13 protein-coding genes are annotated in these 16260 nt (G+C 63.8%); 8 read left to right on the top strand and 5 right to left on the bottom strand.

Annotated features, from left to right (window positions below; translation table 11 throughout):
• Positions 1–25: 25 nt before the first annotated feature.
• The 3 genes from ACFPN5_RS18050 (at position 26) to ACFPN5_RS18040 (ending at position 5777) form a co-directional block, all read left to right on the top strand.
• Positions 26–3184, top strand: a complete 3159-nt coding sequence (locus tag ACFPN5_RS18050; protein ID WP_379785164.1) for an efflux RND transporter permease subunit — start codon at positions 26–28, stop codon at positions 3182–3184.
• The gene (locus tag ACFPN5_RS18045; RefSeq protein WP_379785163.1) at positions 3184–4638 is read left to right on the top strand and encodes an efflux transporter outer membrane subunit; all 1455 of its coding nucleotides are present in this window, start codon (positions 3184–3186) and stop codon (positions 4636–4638) included. Before ACFPN5_RS18050 ends, ACFPN5_RS18045 begins: the two co-directional genes overlap by 1 nt.
• A 224-nt stretch (positions 4639–4862) precedes the next feature.
• Positions 4863–5777, top strand: coding sequence for a M28 family peptidase (locus tag ACFPN5_RS18040; protein WP_379785162.1), 915 nt, complete (start codon positions 4863–4865; stop codon positions 5775–5777).
• A gap of 15 nt (positions 5778–5792) precedes the next feature.
• Here the strand turns inward: ACFPN5_RS18040 and hemW are convergent, their stop codons facing one another.
• From hemW to ACFPN5_RS18015, 5 genes are all read right to left on the bottom strand, one after another.
• Positions 5793–7034, bottom strand: coding sequence for a radical SAM family heme chaperone HemW (gene hemW, locus ACFPN5_RS18035; protein WP_379785161.1), 1242 nt, complete (start codon positions 7032–7034; stop codon positions 5793–5795).
• Positions 7031–7615, bottom strand: coding sequence for an RdgB/HAM1 family non-canonical purine NTP pyrophosphatase (gene rdgB / locus ACFPN5_RS18030; RefSeq protein ID WP_379785160.1), 585 nt, complete (start codon positions 7613–7615; stop codon positions 7031–7033). Before rdgB ends, hemW begins: the two co-directional genes overlap by 4 nt.
• Positions 7616–7693: 78 nt before the next feature.
• A complete protein-coding gene (gene rph / locus ACFPN5_RS18025; protein ID WP_379785159.1) occupies positions 7694–8428 on the bottom strand; it encodes a ribonuclease PH in 735 nt (244 codons plus the stop codon).
• A 25-nt stretch (positions 8429–8453) separates the two neighbouring features.
• Positions 8454–9404 carry a PP2C family protein-serine/threonine phosphatase gene (locus ACFPN5_RS18020; protein WP_379785158.1) on the bottom strand — a complete coding sequence of 317 codons (951 nt, stop codon included), beginning with the start codon at positions 9402–9404 and terminating at the stop codon, positions 8454–8456.
• A 9-nt stretch (positions 9405–9413) separates the two neighbouring features.
• Positions 9414–10421 carry a serine/threonine protein kinase gene (locus ACFPN5_RS18015; RefSeq protein ID WP_379785157.1) on the bottom strand — a complete coding sequence of 336 codons (1008 nt, stop codon included), beginning with the start codon at positions 10419–10421 and terminating at the stop codon, positions 9414–9416.
• 93 nt (positions 10422–10514) lie between these two features.
• Between ACFPN5_RS18015 and ACFPN5_RS18010 the strand changes: the two genes are divergently transcribed.
• The 5 genes from ACFPN5_RS18010 (at position 10515) to ACFPN5_RS17990 (ending at position 16111) form a co-directional block, all read left to right on the top strand.
• Entirely contained in the window at positions 10515–11402 is an 888-nt protein-coding gene (locus tag ACFPN5_RS18010) for a YicC/YloC family endoribonuclease (protein ID WP_379785738.1), read from the top strand.
• A 200-nt stretch (positions 11403–11602) separates the two neighbouring features.
• Positions 11603–12247: a guanylate kinase gene (gmk, locus tag ACFPN5_RS18005; protein WP_379785156.1), complete on the top strand. Its 645-nt coding sequence runs from the start codon at positions 11603–11605 to the stop codon at positions 12245–12247.
• A 50-nt stretch (positions 12248–12297) separates the two neighbouring features.
• Positions 12298–12501 (top strand): DNA-directed RNA polymerase subunit omega, encoded by a 204-nt coding sequence (gene rpoZ, locus ACFPN5_RS18000; protein WP_193688750.1) that lies wholly within the window; start codon positions 12298–12300, stop codon positions 12499–12501.
• Positions 12502–12576: 75 nt separating this feature from the next.
• Positions 12577–14829, top strand: a complete 2253-nt coding sequence (locus ACFPN5_RS17995) for a RelA/SpoT family protein (protein ID WP_379785155.1) — start codon at positions 12577–12579, stop codon at positions 14827–14829.
• 535 nt (positions 14830–15364) lie between these two features.
• Positions 15365–16111, top strand: a complete 747-nt coding sequence (locus tag ACFPN5_RS17990) for a PEP-CTERM sorting domain-containing protein (RefSeq protein WP_379785154.1) — start codon at positions 15365–15367, stop codon at positions 16109–16111.
• Positions 16112–16260 lie beyond the last annotated feature (149 nt).

The raw sequence follows: 16260 nt of genomic DNA, 5'->3' as shown, positions 1-16260 counted from the left end.
CCAGGTATAGAACAGGACTATTGCAATGGCACGTTTTTTTATTGACCGCCCTATTTTCGCCTGGGTGATCGCGCTGTTTATCATGGTGATCGGTGCGGTCTCGATCACCCAGCTGCCGATCGCCCAGTATCCGAACGTGGCTCCGCCATCGATCGTGATCAATGCCGCCTATCCGGGCGCCTCGGCCCAGACCCTGGAAGACTCGGTCATCTCCGTCATCGAACGCGAGATGAACGGTTCGCCGGGCCTGGTCTACATGGAGTCGAGCAGCACCGCCAACGGCAGCGGCTCGATCACCCTGACCTTCGAGACGGGCACCGACCCCGAGCTGGCCCAGGTCGACGTCCAGAACCGCCTGTCGCGCGCGGCCCCGCGCCTGCCGGCAGCCGTGAACCAGCAGGGTGTGCGCGTCGACAAGGTGCGCGCGAATTTCCTGCTGTTCACCATCCTGTCGTCGGACGACCCGAAGTGGGACCCGATCGCGCTGGGCGACTACGCCTCGCGCACGGTGCTCCCTGAAATCCAGCGTATCAAGGGCGTCGGTACCGCCCAGCTGTTCGGTACCGAGCGCGCCATGCGCGTCTGGATCGATCCGGCCAAGCTGGTGGGCTTCCGCCTGTCGCCGGCCGACGTCAACAACGCGATCCGCAGCCAGAACGCCCAGGTGGCGTCGGGCACCATCGGCGAACTGCCGCTGGCCCAAGGCCAGGAAATCACCGCGACCGTCGTGGTGACCGGCCAGCTCTCGACTGTCGAACAGTTCGGCAACATCGCGCTGCGCGCAAACCCGGACGGCTCGACCGTTCGCCTGAAGGACGTTGCCCGTATCGAAATCGGCGCCCAGGCGTACGGCACCTCGGCACGCCTGAACGGCAAGCCGTCGACCGGTATCGGCGTGCAGCTGTCGCCATCGGGCAACGCGCTGGAAACAGCGCGCCTGGTGCGCGAGCGCATGGACGAACTGTCGAAGTTCTTCCCGGCCGGAATGAAGGCCACCGTGCCGTTCGACAGCTCGAAGTTCATCGACATCTCGATCACCCAGGTGGTGCATACCCTGATTGAAGCGCTGGTGCTGGTGTTCCTGGTGATGTACCTGTTCCTGCAGAACTTCCGCTACACCATCATCCCGACCCTCGTCGTTCCGGTCGCCCTGCTCGGTTCCCTGGGTACGCTGCTGGCGCTGGGCTACTCGATCAACGTGCTGACCATGTTCGGCATGGTGCTGGTCATCGGTATCGTGGTCGACGATGCGATCGTCGTCGTCGAGAACGTCGAGCGCATCATGAGCGAGGAAGGCCTGCCGCCGCTGCAGGCGACCCGCAAGGCGATGGGCCAGATCTCGGGCGCCATCATCGGCGTGACCGTGGTCCTGATGTCGGTGTTCGTGCCGCTGGCCTTCTTTGGCGGCGCCGTGGGTAACATCTACCGCCAGTTCTCCGTCGTCATGGTGTCCTCGATCGCCTTCTCGGCCTTCCTGGCGCTGTCGCTCACGCCTGCCCTGTGCGCCCACTTTCTCAAGCCGGTCGAAGCCGGCCACCACCACGAGAAGAAGGGTTTCTTCGGCTGGTTCAACCGCCGCTTCTCCCGCACCGCGAAGGGCTATGAAAGCTGGGTCGGCAAGCTGGCGCGTTATGCCGGCCGTGCGCTGGTGGCCTTCGTGCTGGTATGCGGCCTGGTCACACTGCTGTTCACGCGCATGCCGAACTCCTTCCTGCCGAACGAAGACCAGGGCTACGTGATCGCCAACATCCAGCTGCCGCCGGGCGCCACGCTCGAGCGCACCAACGAAGTCATGCGCACCGCCGAGGCCTTCATCATGAAGCAGCCGGAAGTGGCCAACATGGTCAGCGTGCTGGGCTTCTCGTTCTCGGGGGCCGGCCAGAACATGGCGCTGGCCTTCATCCCGCTGAAGGACTGGAGCGAGCGCAAGGGTCCGGACTCGAGCGCAGACGCCGTTGCCAGCCGCATCATCGGCGGCCTGTCGGGCGTGCGCGATGCCTTCATCTTCGCGCTGTCGCCACCGCCGATTCCCGAACTGGGCCGCGGCACGGGCTTCAGTTTCCGCCTGCAAGACCGCGGCGGCAACGGCCACGACGCCCTGCTGGCGGCGCGTAACCAGCTGCTCGGCATGGCCGCGCAAAGCCCGGTCCTGGCCGGCGTGCGTCCGGAAGGCCTGGAAGACGCGCCGCAGGTCATGCTCGACATCGACCGCGACAAGGCGCAGGCGCTGGGCGTCACGTTTGACGCGATTAACACCGCGATCTCGACCTCACTCGGTTCGTCGTACGTGAACGACTTCCCGAACGCCGGCCGCCTGCAGCGTGTGGTGGTCCAGGCCGATGCCAAGGACCGCATGCAACCGGACGACCTGCTGCGCCTGAACGCCCTGAACATCCAGGGCAACCCGGTGCCGCTGTCCTCGTTCGCCAGCACCAAGTGGGTGACCGGTCCGATGCAGACCCTGCGCTACAACGGCTATCCGGCGATGAGCATTTCGGGCGACGCCAAGCCGGGTTACTCCACCGGTGACGCGATCGCCGAGATGGAAGTCCTGGCGGCCAAGCTGCCAGCCGGCTTCGCCTTCGAGTGGACCGGCCAGTCGCGCGAGGAGCAGCTTTCAAGCGGTACGATGGGCATCCTGATGGCCTTCTCGCTGCTGGCGATCTTCCTGTCCCTGGCTGCCCTGTATGAAAGCTGGTCGATCCCGGTGGCGGTGCTGCTGGTCGTCCCGTTTGGTATCCTGGGCGCGGTGCTGGCGGCCCTGCTGCGCGGCTACCCGAACGATGTGTATTTCAAGATCGGCCTGGTGACGATCGTCGGCCTGGCGGCGAAGAACGCGGTGCTGATCATCGAGTTCGCGAAAGACCTGCAGGCGCAGGGACGCACGCCAATGGAAGCGGCGATCGAAGCGGCACACCTGCGTTTCCGTCCGATCATCATGACTTCGCTGGCATTCATCCTCGGCGTGCTGCCGCTGGTGATCGCAGGCGGCGCCGGCTCGGCATCGCAGCGCGCCATCGGTACCGGCGTGATGGGCGGCATGATGACAGCGTCGACGATCGGCGTGCTGTTCGTCCCGATGTTCTTCGTCGTGGTGCGTAAATTCTTCAAAGGCAGCGAACGCCAGCGCAAGAAGTACGCTCATGAAGAAGACACCAGCAAGGTAATTGAGGAAAAAATCTAATGAAAACATTGGAAAAAGCACTGAAACTCATCGTTACTCCCCTCGCGCTGTCGATGGCGCTGGCAGGCTGCATGTCGCTGGCGCCGAAGTACGAGCGTCCGGCGGCTCCGGTGGCCCCGGCCTTCCCCGAGGTGCCGCGGGCCGGCGGCACGGCGCTGCCGGTGGCAACCTCGGAGGCCCCTGCAGCCCTCGCCTGGCAGCGCTTCTTCGCCGATGCGCGCCTGCGCCAGCTGATCGAGATGTCGCTGGCGAACAACCGCGACCTGCGCGTGTCGATCCTGAACATCGAGCAGGCCCGCGCCCAGTACCGCATCACCCGCGCCGAGCGCCTGCCGACGGTGTCGGGCATCGTCAGTGGCAACCGCCAGACGACCGGCGACGACGCGCCGATCTCGAGCATCTACCAGGCGGGATTCGGCGTCTCGGCGTTCGAGCTGGACCTGTTCGGCCGCGTGCGCAACCTGTCGCAGGCGGCGCTGGCGCAGTTCCTCGCTACCGAGGAAGCGCGCCGCACCACGCAGATCAGCCTGGTCGCATCGGTGGCCAATACCTACCTGACGCTGCTGGCCGACGACGAACTGCTGGCCATTACCCAGCAGACGCTCAAGACCCGCGAAGAGTCCGACCGCCTCACGCGCCTGCGCTTCGAGAACGGCGTCGTGTCCAAGCTCGAACTGCAGCAGTCGACCTCGCTGGTGGAGACGGCGCGTGCCGAACTGGCTCGCTTCCAGCGCCAGCGCGCGCAGGACGCCAACCTGCTGACCCTGCTGGTGGGGCAGACGATTCCGGAAAACCTGCCGGCCGGCGCCACCCTGGCCGCGACCGAGCTGCCCGAGCTGCCGGCGGGCCTGCCGTCCGACCTGCTCACGACCCGCCCGGACATCCGCGCGGCCGAGCAGCAGCTGATCGCGGCGAACGCCAACATCGGCGCGGCGCGTGCCAACTACTTCCCGCGCATTTCGCTGACGGGTTCCGTGGGCAGCGCCAGCACCGAACTGTCCGGCCTGTTCAAGAGCGGTTCCTTCGGCTGGACCTTCGCACCGCAGGCGGTGCTGCCGATCTTCGACCTGGGCCGCATCCGTGCCGGCGTCGACTCGGCACGCGCCGGCCGCGATATCGCGGTGGCCGAGTACGAGCAATCGATCCAGACGGCGTTCCGCGAAGTGGCGGATGCGCTGGCCGGCCAGGCGACCTTCAGCGAGCAGCTGCGCGCCCAGCGCGCGGTGGCGGCGGCCGAGCAGGACCGCTACAACCTGTCCGAGCTGCGCTACAAGAGCGGCGCGGCCAGCTACCTCGACCTGCTCGACGCCCAGCGTTCGCTGTTCCAGGCCCAGCAGCTGGCGGTACAGGCCAACCTGCAGCGCCTGCAGAACCAGGTCACGCTGTACCGGGTGCTGGGCGGCGGCTGGAGCGAGCCGGTAGCGGCAGCGCCGCTGGCGCAGGCATCGCGCTGAGCAGCCTGAGCTGAAAAAAACCGGGGCATGCCCCGGTTTTTTTACGTCCACTCAACGGGAACTTTACGGCCGGATTCGTGTGCGGTCCTGATGTGAACTTGGCTACACTGGCAGGGTCTACCAGTTGGTGCGCCCTCAGGCGCTGAGAGACTGCCATGCGAAACTTTTTTCACTCACACTGGAAGGTCGTCGTTGCGCTCATTCTGCTTATCCTGGTGGCTGTCTTGACGTTCCGCCCCGATACCGCCGAGGCGGCGCCCGACCTTGCCGAGCGCATGCGCCAGCATGTGCGCGCGGTCGCGTCCGAAGAACACAACACCGGCACGCCCGAGCAGCTCGAGCGTGCCGCCGTGTACATCGAAACGGCGCTGGCGCGTGCCGGCTACTCGCCATCCAGGCAGGAATACACGGCCGGCGGGCAACGGGTGCGCAACATCGAGGTGGCAGTGAGCAATGCCGCCCCCGGCAAGCGGCCGGACCGCATCTTCATCGTCGGCGCCCATTACGATTCGGCCCCCGGCGCACCGGGCGCGAACGACAACGGCAGCGGCACCGCGGCCGTGCTGGAGCTCGCGCGCCTGCTGAAAACCATGCAGCCGCGCGCCGGCACCGAAGTGCGCTTCGTGTTTTTCGTGAACGAGGAGCCGCCTTACTTCATGGGTGCGGACATGGGCAGCATGCGCCACGCTGCCGAGATGAAGCGCCAGGGCCAGAACATCCAGGGCGCGCTGGTGCTGGAGACGATGGGCTATTACACGGACGCGCCCAACACCCAGAAGCTGCCGCCCGGGCTGGAAGGCCGCTACCCGAGCACGGGCAATTTCATCGCCTTTGTCGGCACGCTGGAGTCATCAAGCCTGGTACGCGATGCGCTGGCCGCCTTCCGCGCCGCGTCCGACTTCCCCGCACACGGCCTGGCCGCGCCCGCGCACACCACCGGTGTCACGCTGTCCGACCATTCATCCTACAACCGCCACGGCTACCCGGCGCTGATGATCACCGACACCGCCTTCATGCGCTACCCCTACTACCATACCGACCAGGACACGCCGGACAAGCTCGATTACGAGAGCATGGCGCGCGTGGTGACGGGCTTGTCGAAGACGATCGTCGCCTTGGCGGGCGCCAAGCAGGGCTAACCTTACTTCCTGACCCTACTTCGTTTCGCCTAAAAACATCTCTTGTAAATCATTGAGGAAACGCTGGCCGAGTTCGGTCGGCCGGATCAGCTTGAAATCGCGGTACAGCAAACCCTTGGCTTCGGCGGCATCGAGCGCCTTGCTGATCGCCGTGATGCTCATGCCGGTGCGTTCGCCGAACAGATTCGGGTCGAAACCGCCGGTCAGGCGCAGCGTGTTGAGCATGAATTCGAAACCCATGTCGGCGCGCGCGATCTCGTGCTCTTCCTGCACCGGGTTGCCGCGTTGCGCCGCTTCCATGAAGGAGGCCGGCTGCTTGAAGCGGGCCTGGCGCAGGATGCGGTGCGGGAACGAGATTTTCGAGTGCGCGCCCGCACCTATTCCAAGGTAGTCGCCGAAATTCCAGTAATTCAGGTTGTGGCGCGCCAGCCGGCCCGGTTTTGCATATGCCGACACTTCGTAATGGTCATAACCGGCGCCCCGCATCGTCTCCGCGATCATGTCCTGCATGTCGGCGCTGGTATCGTCGTCGGGCAGCGCCGGCGGATACTTGGCGAAGACCGTGTTCGGCTCCATCGTCAGGTGGTACAGCGACAGGTGCGGCGGCGCGAACGACAGTGCCGTCTGCAGGTCGCTGTGCGCTTGCTCGAGCGTCTGCGACGGCAGCGCGTACATCAGGTCGAGGTTGAAGTTGTCAAAGGTCGAGTGGGCGATCTCCACCGCGCGCAGCGCCTCGCGCTCGTCGTGGATGCGGCCGAGCGATTTCAGGTGGTCTCCATTGAAACTCTGGATGCCGATCGACAGGCGGTTCACGCCGCTGTCGCGGTACTGGCGGAATTTCTCGACCTCGAAGGTGCCGGGATTCGCCTCCATCGTGATCTCGGCGTCGATCTCCAGCGGCAGCAAGGTGCGCACATCGGACAGCAGGCGATCGAGACCGCTTGCCGTCATCAGGCTGGGCGTGCCGCCGCCGATGAACACCGTATGGATCTTGCGGCCCCAGATCAGCGGCAGCGACTGTTCGAGGTCGAGGCGCACCGCGTCGAGGTAGGCCTTCTCCGGCAGTTCGCCCTTGGCCTCGTGCGAATTGAAGTCGCAATACGGGCACTTGCGCACGCACCAGGGGAAGTGGATGTACAGCGACAGCGGCGGCAAGGCGGTGAGATTGAGCGCGCCCGGCTGCAGGTATTGCAATGCTGCGGTAGCGGGGTTGCGCGGTTCACTGACCTTCGCGCCCGCGACTTTGATCGGGATCATCGCAGCTTCCCTACCAGTGCACGCAGGGCCTGGCCCCGATGCGACTGCGCGTTTTTTTCCGCCGGCGTCAGTTCGGCTGTGGTCTTGCCAAGCGACGGAATCAGGAAGTACGGGTCGTAGCCGAAGCCGTTCTCGCCGCGCGGCGTGTCGATGATCTCGCCATCCCAGCGGCCGTCGGCGATGATCGGCTGGGGATCGTCGGCGTGGCGCACGTAGACCAGCACGCAGTAATAATAGGCGGATTTGTCGGCGTGATGCGCCAGGTCGGCCACCAGCTTGTCGTTGTTGCGCGCGTCAGACTTCGGTTCGCCGGCGAAGCGGGCCGAGTAGACGCCAGGTGCACCGCCGAGCGCGTTGACGCATACGCCCGAGTCGTCGGCCAGCGCCGGCAGCCCGGTCAGGCGCGACGCGTGACGCGCCTTTTCCAGTGCGTTCTCGACAAAAGTGGCATGCGGCTCCTCGGCTTCGGGCACGTTGAATTCGCCCTGCGGGTGCAGGGTGAAACCGATGGGCCCGAGGATTTGCTGGAATTCCTTGAGCTTGCCGGCGTTGTTCGAGGCGAGGATGAGGCGTTGGGTCATGGTGGGAGTCAGGCGGGATAGAGCGAAGGGGGTATTTTACCCGTTCGCCCGCGACATCGCCGGTGCCGCGGTCCCGGATCAGCCAGCGATACCGAGCGCCTGCTTCTGCATCCGCACCAGCTCCGCAATCCCGCCCTGCGCCAGGTCGAGCAGGCGGTTCATGCCCGCGCGGTCGAACGCTGCGCCCTCGGCCGTGCCCTGCACTTCGATGAAATGGCCGGCTTCGGTCATCACCACGTTCATGTCGGTGTCACAGCCCGAATCCTCGACGTAGTCGAGGTCGAGCACCGGCATGCCCTGGTAGACGCCGACCGAGATCGCCGCCACAAAATGCTTCACCGGCACGGATGGCAGCAGCCCGCGCGCCACCAGTGCGCTGAAAGCGTCATGGGCCGCGACCATGGCGCCGGTGATCGAGGCGGTGCGGGTGCCGCCGTCGGCCTGGATCACGTCGCAATCGAGGTGCAGCGTGCGTTCGCCGAAGGCTTCCAGGTCGAAGGCGGCGCGTAGCGAGCGGCCGATCAGGCGCTGGATTTCCTGGGTGCGGCCCGACTGCTTGCCGCGCGCCGCTTCGCGGTCCATGCGCGTGTGCGTCGAGCGCGGCAGCATGCCGTATTCGGCCGTCAGCCAGCCCTGCCCTTTGCCCTTCAGGAAGCCAGGCACCTTCTCTTCGATGCTGGCGGTGCAGATCACCTTGGTGTCGCCGCACTCGATCAGCACCGAGCCTTCGGCATGTTTCGTGTACTGGCGCGTGATGCGGATGGTGCGCAGCTGGTCGACTGCGCGGCCGCTCGGGCGGGATGCAAACGTCATGGTGAACCTTTTATTGATTGAGTAATTATTTAAGCAACTGGGACGACTTCTCGATCGCCTGGTTGATCTCCGCAATCGCCTTTTCGATCTCGTCTTCGTCGAAGGGGTCGGAATCGGCGTCGGCCATGGCCGCCGCTGATTCCGACGATCTTCCTATATTGCTGATGGTGCTGCTGACCTGGTCTTCCGGCAGGAGCTGGGTCGAGATCACATTCGGACCAGTGGCGCCGGCGTGGTCCGCGCCCTGCCAGCTGATCGCCAGCGCGGTCGTGTTGTCGGCGCGCGGGCCACCGATGGCGGTCGCCATGGCGACCAGATCGGGCACGGCCTGCACCACGGTCTGGGTGGCCAGTTTTTGCACGATCTCGGCGTCGGGCACCATCGACCAGAGGCCGTCGGAACACAGCAGCAGCACGTCGCCGGATTCCAGGTTCGCCTGGCGCGACAGCTCGATGCGCGGCGGGGTGGTCGCCCCCAGGCAGTTGTAGAGCTTGTTGCGGTCGGGATGGGTCATGCGTTCATGCGGGCCGGCCAGGCCCTTCGCGATCAGGTATTCGAGGTGCGAATGGTCGCGCGTCTGCGCCAGCACCTGGTTGCGCCGCACCCAGTACAGGCGCGAGTCGCCGCAATGCGCCCATACCGCGCAGTTGTGCTGCACCAGGCAGGCGACCACTGTCGTGCGCGGGCTCTCGGGCAGCTTGTGGCGCGCCGTGTAGGCAAGGATGTCGCGGTGTGCCTGCACCAGCGCTTCTTCAAGAAAGCGTTCCGGTTTTTTAATATACGGCCGCGCCCCCATCTGGAACATCATCGACAGCGTCTGCATGGCGATGGTGGCCGCGATTTCGCCATGCTGGTGGCCGCCCATGCCGTCGGCCAGCACCAGCAGCAGCGCGTCGCGCGTGAAGCAGTAGCCCATCCGGTCCTGGTTGACGCGGCGGCCGCCGATATGGCTTTGCTGGTAGACGGAAAACTGCATGGTGCCTCCTTAATTCTTGCTGCCGTTTTGCACCCGGCCAAATGAACCGAGCCGGCCCAGCAAACGGCGCAGGCCGCCGGCGGGTTGCTCGGCTGCGTCATGTGTTTCCTGCGCTTCTGCCGCCAGAGGCGTCACCGGCGCCGCCTGCAGCACCTTCTGGACGGCGAACACGCTTTGCGGGCGCGCCATCGGATCGAGCGACAGGCAGGCGCGCACCATGGCGATCAGCTCCGGCGAATAGGTGCTTGCCAACATGTCGAACTGGGCGGGCAGTTTGTCCTCGGCCTTGCGCGCGTCGGCGGCCTGCGGCGGAGCACCCGTCATGCAGGCAAACATCGAGGCACCCAGGCTGTAGATGTCGGACCACGGTCCCAGCGGCAGGCCTCGGGCATACAGGTCGGGCGGCGCGAAGCCGGGCGTGTACATGGGCGCGAGCGTCGGCACATCGTTGCCCACCGCCTGGCGCGCCGCGCCGAAGTCGAGCAGGATCGGCGAGCCGTCAGTGCGCAGGTAGATGTTGGCCGGCTTCAGGTCGAGGTGCAGCAGCTTGTTGGCGTGGGTTTCGCGCAAGCCGCGGCAGACGCCGTCGAATACCTGACGGATGAACGCCTCGCCGAGGCGACTGCCCTTGCCTGCACTGCGTGCAATGTGTTCCTGCAGCGAGTGGCCGGACTCGTAAGCCATCACCATGTACACGGTCTCATTCGCGCGGAAGAAGTTCAGGATGCGCACCACGTTCGGGTGGATGATGCGCGCCAGCGCCCGCCCCTCCTCAAAAAAACACTTCAGCCCGATGCGGAACAGGGGCAGGTTCGACCTCGCGATCGAGGGCGCCAGCTCGCCCGGCTGGCGCAGCGCGAGCGCGCTCGGCAGGTACTCCTTGATGGCGACAGCGCTGCCTTCGGCGTCATATGCAAGATAGACAATACTGAACCCGCCGGACGCGATTTTCTTTACAATGCGATATCCGGCAATCTCCAGCCCTTCCGGCAAGGGTGCGTTATTTTGTGCGGCCATACTGAAGAGTCCCTTGCGTAACACGGCGATTGTGTGGATAAATGTCGGTCTTGTAAAGCATAAAAACCGGGGACATTAGTGAGCATTTCTAGCATGACAGGCTATGCGGTTGCCACCAGCGAAGGCGCTGCCGGCACCCTCACGATCGAGCTCAAGAGCGTCAATTCGCGCTTTCTCGATCTCCAGTTCCGCATCAACGACGAATTGCGCGCGCTGGAACCGGACCTGCGCGCCGCCATCATGGCCGCCATCACCCGCGGCAAAGTCGAAGCCCGCCTGTCGTTCGGCCGCAAGGTCGCCGGCGGCGCCCAGGCGCTCAATCATGGTTTGCTGGCCGACTTGGCGCGCTTGCAGACGGAAGTCACCCGCCACTTTGTTTCGGCGCCTTTGATGTCGGTGGCAGAACTGCTGCGCTGGCCTGGCGTGGTCGAGGAATCGAACATCGGCCAGGAATCGCTCCAGGCGGATGTGGCCGCACTGACCGCGAAAACGATCGCCGCGTTCGTGGACAGCCGCCGGCGCGAAGGCGCGGCACTGGAAGCCATGTTGCAGTCGCGGATCGACTCCATGGAAGCGATCGTCAAGCGCATCACGCCGCTGATCCCCCAGGTCATCGCGCAATTCCAGCAAAAGGCCGTCGAGCGCATGCAGGACGCGCTGGGGCTGGCGGGCCACGGCAACCAGTCGGTCTTGAGCCGCCAGGAAGTGTTCGAGCGGATCCGCCAGGAAGTGACGCTGTACGGCATCCGCATCGACGTGTCGGAAGAACTGTCGCGCCTGTCGGCCCACCTGAACGAAACCCGCCACATCCTGAAAAAAGGCGGCCAGGTCGGCAAGCGGCTGGACTTCATGATGCAGGAACTGAACCGCGAAGCCAATACGCTGGGCGCCAAGGCCTCGGTGAAGGAACTGGCGGATGCCTCGATGGAGCTGAAATTGCTGATCGAGCAGATGCGGGAGCAGGTGCAGAACCTGGAGTAAGCAGAAATTACATTCGCGGCGCGAGTCATCATCGGCCGCTTGAACGCGTGAGCGGGGGACCCGCCCACCCTATGGGTATATCGGTAACGTTACTGGCATACATGTAGGGTGGGCGGGTTTCCCGCTCACGCGTTCAGCTATATCATGAACAAACGCGACATGGTCGCAACCAAGAACACACGAACCAAAGGAACTACCCCATGATCACCACCGCTTTCTCCGGCAGCCTGTTCGTCGTCGCCGCGCCATCGGGCGCCGGCAAATCGACCCTGGTCAATGCGCTGCTGGCGCAGGAGCCGGGCATCCAGCTGTCGATCTCGACCACGACGCGCCCGCCGCGTCCGGGCGAGCAGGACGGCCGCGAATACCACTTCACCACCGCCGAAGACTTCGTGGAGCGCGCCGACCGCGGTGAATTCCTGGAATGGGCTGAAGTGCACGGCAATTACTACGGCACCAGCCGCTTGAGCGTCGAAGAGAAAATGAAGAGCGGCACCGATATCCTGCTGGAGATCGACTGGCAGGGTGCGCGCCAGGTGAAGAAGCAGTTCCCGGACGCGGCCGGCATTTTCATCCTGCCGCCGTCGATCGAGGCGCTGGAGCAGCGCCTGCACAAGCGCGGCACCGACGAACCGCACATCATTACGCGCCGTTTGCTGGCTGCCGGGGGTGAGATCGCTCACGCTCCCGAGTTCGAATATGCTATCATCAACGAAGAGTTCAATGTCGCCTTGGCCCAACTACAGGCGATAGTCCAGGCGACACGTTGCCGCTTTGCCCAACAGGCTGCCCGCAACGCCTCGCTGTTTGCCCAGCTGGGTATCCACGCGCACCAACCCACGTAATTCTTCGGCGTCGTCGACGCCGCTGTACTTTGTCTATTCAGGAGCTACACATGGCCCGTATCACCATCGAAGATTGCCTCAAAAACATCCCGAACCGCTTCCAGCTGACCCTGGCCGCCACCTACCGTGCGCGCCAGCTGCTGCAGGGCCATACTCCGAAGGTCGAAGCAAAAGACAAGCCGACCGTCGTCGCGCTGCGCGAAATCGCCGCCGGTAAAGTTGGCGTGGAAATGCTCAAAAAAGTGCCGATGTAAGCGCCCGTTTGCCTGCCTGTGCCCGCCCGTAATTCTGTTATTCTGTCACCACACTGCGGCTGATTGACATAACGTATGAACCTGTTCCCCCCGGACTCGACACATTCAGGCAACACCCCCACCCGGGCCAAGCGTCCGGGCAAGCCGCAAGAAATTCCCGAGTCCCCCGCTCCCGGTGTTGCCTCGGTCACGCAGCTGATCAACCAGCTGTCGGAGTACCTCACCCCCGCCGAACTCAAGAAGGTCAAGGAAGCCTACCGCTTCTCCGACGAGATGCACCTGGGCCAGGTGCGCAAATCCGGCGAGCCCTATATTTCGCACCCGATCGCCGTCGCCGAGATCTGCGCCGAGTGGAAGCTCGACGCCCAGGCCATCATGGCCGCCTTGCTGCACGACGTGATCGAAGACCAGGACGTCAAGAAGGAAGAGCTGCTCGAGCGCTTCGGCCCGCAGGTGGCGAACCTCGTCGACGGCCTGTCGAAGCTGGAAAAGATCGAGTTCCAGAGCCTGGTCGAAGCGCAGGCGGAAAACTTCCGCAAGATGCTGCTCGCCATGGCCTCCGACGTGCGCGTGATCCTGATCAAGCTCGCCGACCGCCTGCACAACATGCGCACGCTCGGCGCGATGGTCGCCGCCAAAAGGCGGCGCATCGCGAGCGAGACGATGGAAGTGTATGTGCCGATCGCGCACCGCCTCGGCCTGAACAACATCTACCGCGAGCTGCAGGACCTGGCGTTTTCGCACCTCTACCCGCTGCGCTACCGTACCCTGGCCAAGGCCGTCAAGGCGGCGCGCGGCAACCGCCGCGAAGTCGTCAAGAAGATCCTCGAATCGGTCAAGCACACGCTGTCGATGGCCGGCATCCAGGCCGAGGTCTACGGCCGCGAAAAAACCCTGTACGGCATCTATAAAAAGATGCGCAACAAGCACCTGTCGTTCTCGCAGGTGCTTGACGTGTACGGTTTCCGCGTCGTGGTCGACAACATCCCGAACTGTTACGTGGCGCTCGGCTCCCTGCACGGCCTGTACAAGCCGATGCCCGGCAAGTTCAAGGATTACATCGCGATCCGCAAGATCAACGGCTACCAGTCGCTGCACACGACCCTGATCGGCCCCTACGGCACCCCTGTCGAATTCCAGATCCGCACCCAGGACATGCACCGCACCGCGGAAAGCGGCGTGGCGGCGCACTGGCTGTACAAGACGGGCGACCAGAACATGTCCGACCTGCAGCAGCGCACCCATGCGTGGCTGCAGTCGCTGCTCGACATCCAGCAGCAGACCGGCGACTCGGCCGAATTCCTCGAGCACGTGAAGGTCGACCTGTTCCCGGACTCGGTCTACGTCTTCACGCCGAAGTCGAAGATCATCGCCCTGCCCCGTGGCGCGACGGCGCTCGACTTCGCGTATTCGATCCACACCGGCATCGGCGACCATACGGTATCGGTCAAGATCAACAACGAAACCCAGCCGCTGCGCACCGAACTGCACAACGGCGACATCGTCGAAATCGTCACCGACCCGGATTCGCGCCCGAGCCCGACTTGGCTCAGCTATGTACGCACCGGCAAGGCGCGCTCGGCGATCCGCCACCACCTGCGTACCGTCAACGTCAACGAGTCGGTCGAACTCGGCCAGGAACTGCTGTCCCAGGCACTGGCCGCGCGCAACATCGAAGGCGAGCTGTCGCCCACGACCATCGACCGGCTGCTGGCCGAGTCCTCGGCCAAGTCGATGGACGAGCTGTATGCCGACATCGGCATCGGCAAGCGCATGCCGGCCCTGGTCGCGCGCCACATCTTCGGCCTGATGGATGGCGAATCGGACAGCCGCTCGTCTTCATTGACGCCGAATGTGTGCGGCGTCAGCGGCGACATCGACCCGGTCACGATCTACGGCAGCGAAGGCGTGTCGGTGCAACTGGCGCCGTGTTGCCTGCCGATCCCGGGCGACCAGATAAGCGGCCAGCTGCGCCGCGACCAGGGCCTGGTGGTGCACACCTGCGACTGCCTGCCCGCCAAGCGCCTGCGTGTGAAGGAACCGGACCGCTGGATCGCCGTGCAATGGGGCGAGGAACTGAACCGCCGCTTCGACTGCCGCATCCGCCTCCTGATCAACAACGAAAAAGGCATCCTCGCGCGCGTGGCGGCCGAGATCGGCGAATCCGACGGCAACATCACCTATGTCGGCATGGACGAGGACGACGAGCATATGATGACCCAGCTGCGTTTCACCATCCAGGTGAAGGACCGCGTGCACCTGGCGCACCTGATCCGCAACCTGCGGCGGGTGGCGGGAGTGAACCGGGTGGAGCGCGAACGCGCCTGACCCTTCCTGATGGACGATATCTGTTGCCCACCTTGGTGGGCTATTTTTTTGCGACCTTGCCAAGTGGACCCGGCGGCATTTGACAGGGTGACGCGCTCCGGAACAATGCTTGACCAAGTGCAGCGTGGACACCTGCGAGCGTGTACAGGCGGTCAATCCGCTTTAGAGCGCCTAACAAACCCTCCATAGCTGCGTTGCAGCTCCTCGCCGTACAGTCGTACTGTCTTCGTCGCCGCGCCTTGCTCTGAAGGTTTTATTAGGCGCTCTTAGCCACTAAAGAACAAAATCAAGATTTTTCTTTCAATTTTGAATTAAATTCTGAAATGACGAGCTTTCAATAAAGTTTATTCTAAAAAATCATTACTTTCAGAAACTGCCGGTATTTTTTACACATAGCCACTCTGTTACAATTCTACCCACGATAAGTAACTGATTACGCTCAATGTCTTTACATGGGCTCGCAAATTGCTTCTCTATTTTCGTACGTTCTGTTGTATTTCTGTACGTCAACGAAGTGTTTTTGCGGAGTCTCGTAATGAAATCTATTTTCCTTAAAGTCGCACTTGGAGCAACACTGGTCGCCGGTGCCGCGCCAGCGTTTGCGAACCTGATTCCTGTGAACGGTACCCCAACTACGGGAACTGGACTTGGCGCCGTGCGTACCGTGGTAACGGTGAATGACACCGGCAACGGAGACGGCATCGAGTCTGGTTGCGTCAGGCCTACCGCCAGCGGCGGTTCGAACAACCCGAGCCGGGCCTGCGAGGAGGGCTTGGACGGTGGGGACAATCTTGCCATCAATCGTACCTATCGGCTCAGCGATATTGCCGGCCTGACGAGTGCTGGACAGCTCGGCTTTGTTGTGAACATCGACGAGCTCGGCATCAACGACAGCACTGCCACCCTGACCGACCTTTACCTCAGTCTCTTCAGTACATTCAATAACACGCTCACGACATATTCGTATGTAGGGCCCGACCTGTTCTTGACCGAAACTGGTGGCATTGGCCAGTCCGGCGAATACCGGTTTATTCTTGACGACGCCCAGGCTGCACAAGCCGTCGGAAACTGTCCCACGCTGTCGCAATGCATCCTCGGCGGCGGCATCCAGTTCGCCGCGGGCAGCACTGCGGGAGGACCCGAAAGCGTGTACGTGGGCGCCTTCGAGCGGGAAATCGTCGCCCCCCCTGCCGAAGTTCCGGAGCCAGGGTCGGTTGCACTGCTGGGCGCAGGCGCGCTGGCCTTCGGCGTGATGCGCCGCCGCTACGCCGGGAAACGCTAACCGGAACAGGTAGGGCCGGCCGCCCGCCAGGCGTTCGGGCGTCCCCACCAGAATGAACAAAGCCTCCCGGGTTTGACCTTGGGAGGCTCTGTTGGTTTACCGGCGCTGCAGACTAATTACACAGCCTGCTCGGGCGCCATTTCTTTCTC

It is taken from the genome of Massilia niabensis, from assembly GCF_042655085.1.
GTDB lineage: Bacteria > Pseudomonadota > Gammaproteobacteria > Burkholderiales > Burkholderiaceae_D > Telluria > Telluria niabensis.
This window is presented reverse-complemented; position numbering and strand designations above follow the sequence as displayed.

Bases quoted from the DNA above. Each gene is read 5' to 3' on its own strand.
- rdgB (WP_379785160.1), bottom strand. From the start codon at position 7,615: ATGACCCAACGCCTCATCCTCGCCTCGAACAACGCCGGCAAGCTCAAG.
- hemW (WP_379785161.1), bottom strand. From the start codon at position 7,034: ATGATCCCGATCAAAGTCGCGGGCGCGAAGGTCAGTGAACCGCGCAAC.
- rpoZ (WP_193688750.1), top strand. From the start codon at position 12,298: ATGGCCCGTATCACCATCGAAGATTGCCTCAAAAACATCCCGAACCGC.
- ACFPN5_RS17995 (WP_379785155.1), top strand. From the start codon at position 12,577: ATGAACCTGTTCCCCCCGGACTCGACACATTCAGGCAACACCCCCACC.
- ACFPN5_RS18045 (WP_379785163.1), top strand. From the start codon at position 3,184: ATGAAAACATTGGAAAAAGCACTGAAACTCATCGTTACTCCCCTCGCG.
- rph (WP_379785159.1), bottom strand. From the start codon at position 8,428: ATGACGTTTGCATCCCGCCCGAGCGGCCGCGCAGTCGACCAGCTGCGC.
- ACFPN5_RS18010 (WP_379785738.1), top strand. From the start codon at position 10,515: ATGACAGGCTATGCGGTTGCCACCAGCGAAGGCGCTGCCGGCACCCTC.
- gmk (WP_379785156.1), top strand. From the start codon at position 11,603: ATGATCACCACCGCTTTCTCCGGCAGCCTGTTCGTCGTCGCCGCGCCA.
- ACFPN5_RS18050 (WP_379785164.1), top strand. From the start codon at position 26: ATGGCACGTTTTTTTATTGACCGCCCTATTTTCGCCTGGGTGATCGCG.
- ACFPN5_RS18020 (WP_379785158.1), bottom strand. From the start codon at position 9,404: ATGCAGTTTTCCGTCTACCAGCAAAGCCATATCGGCGGCCGCCGCGTC.
- ACFPN5_RS17990 (WP_379785154.1), top strand. From the start codon at position 15,365: ATGAAATCTATTTTCCTTAAAGTCGCACTTGGAGCAACACTGGTCGCC.
- ACFPN5_RS18015 (WP_379785157.1), bottom strand. From the start codon at position 10,421: ATGGCCGCACAAAATAACGCACCCTTGCCGGAAGGGCTGGAGATTGCC.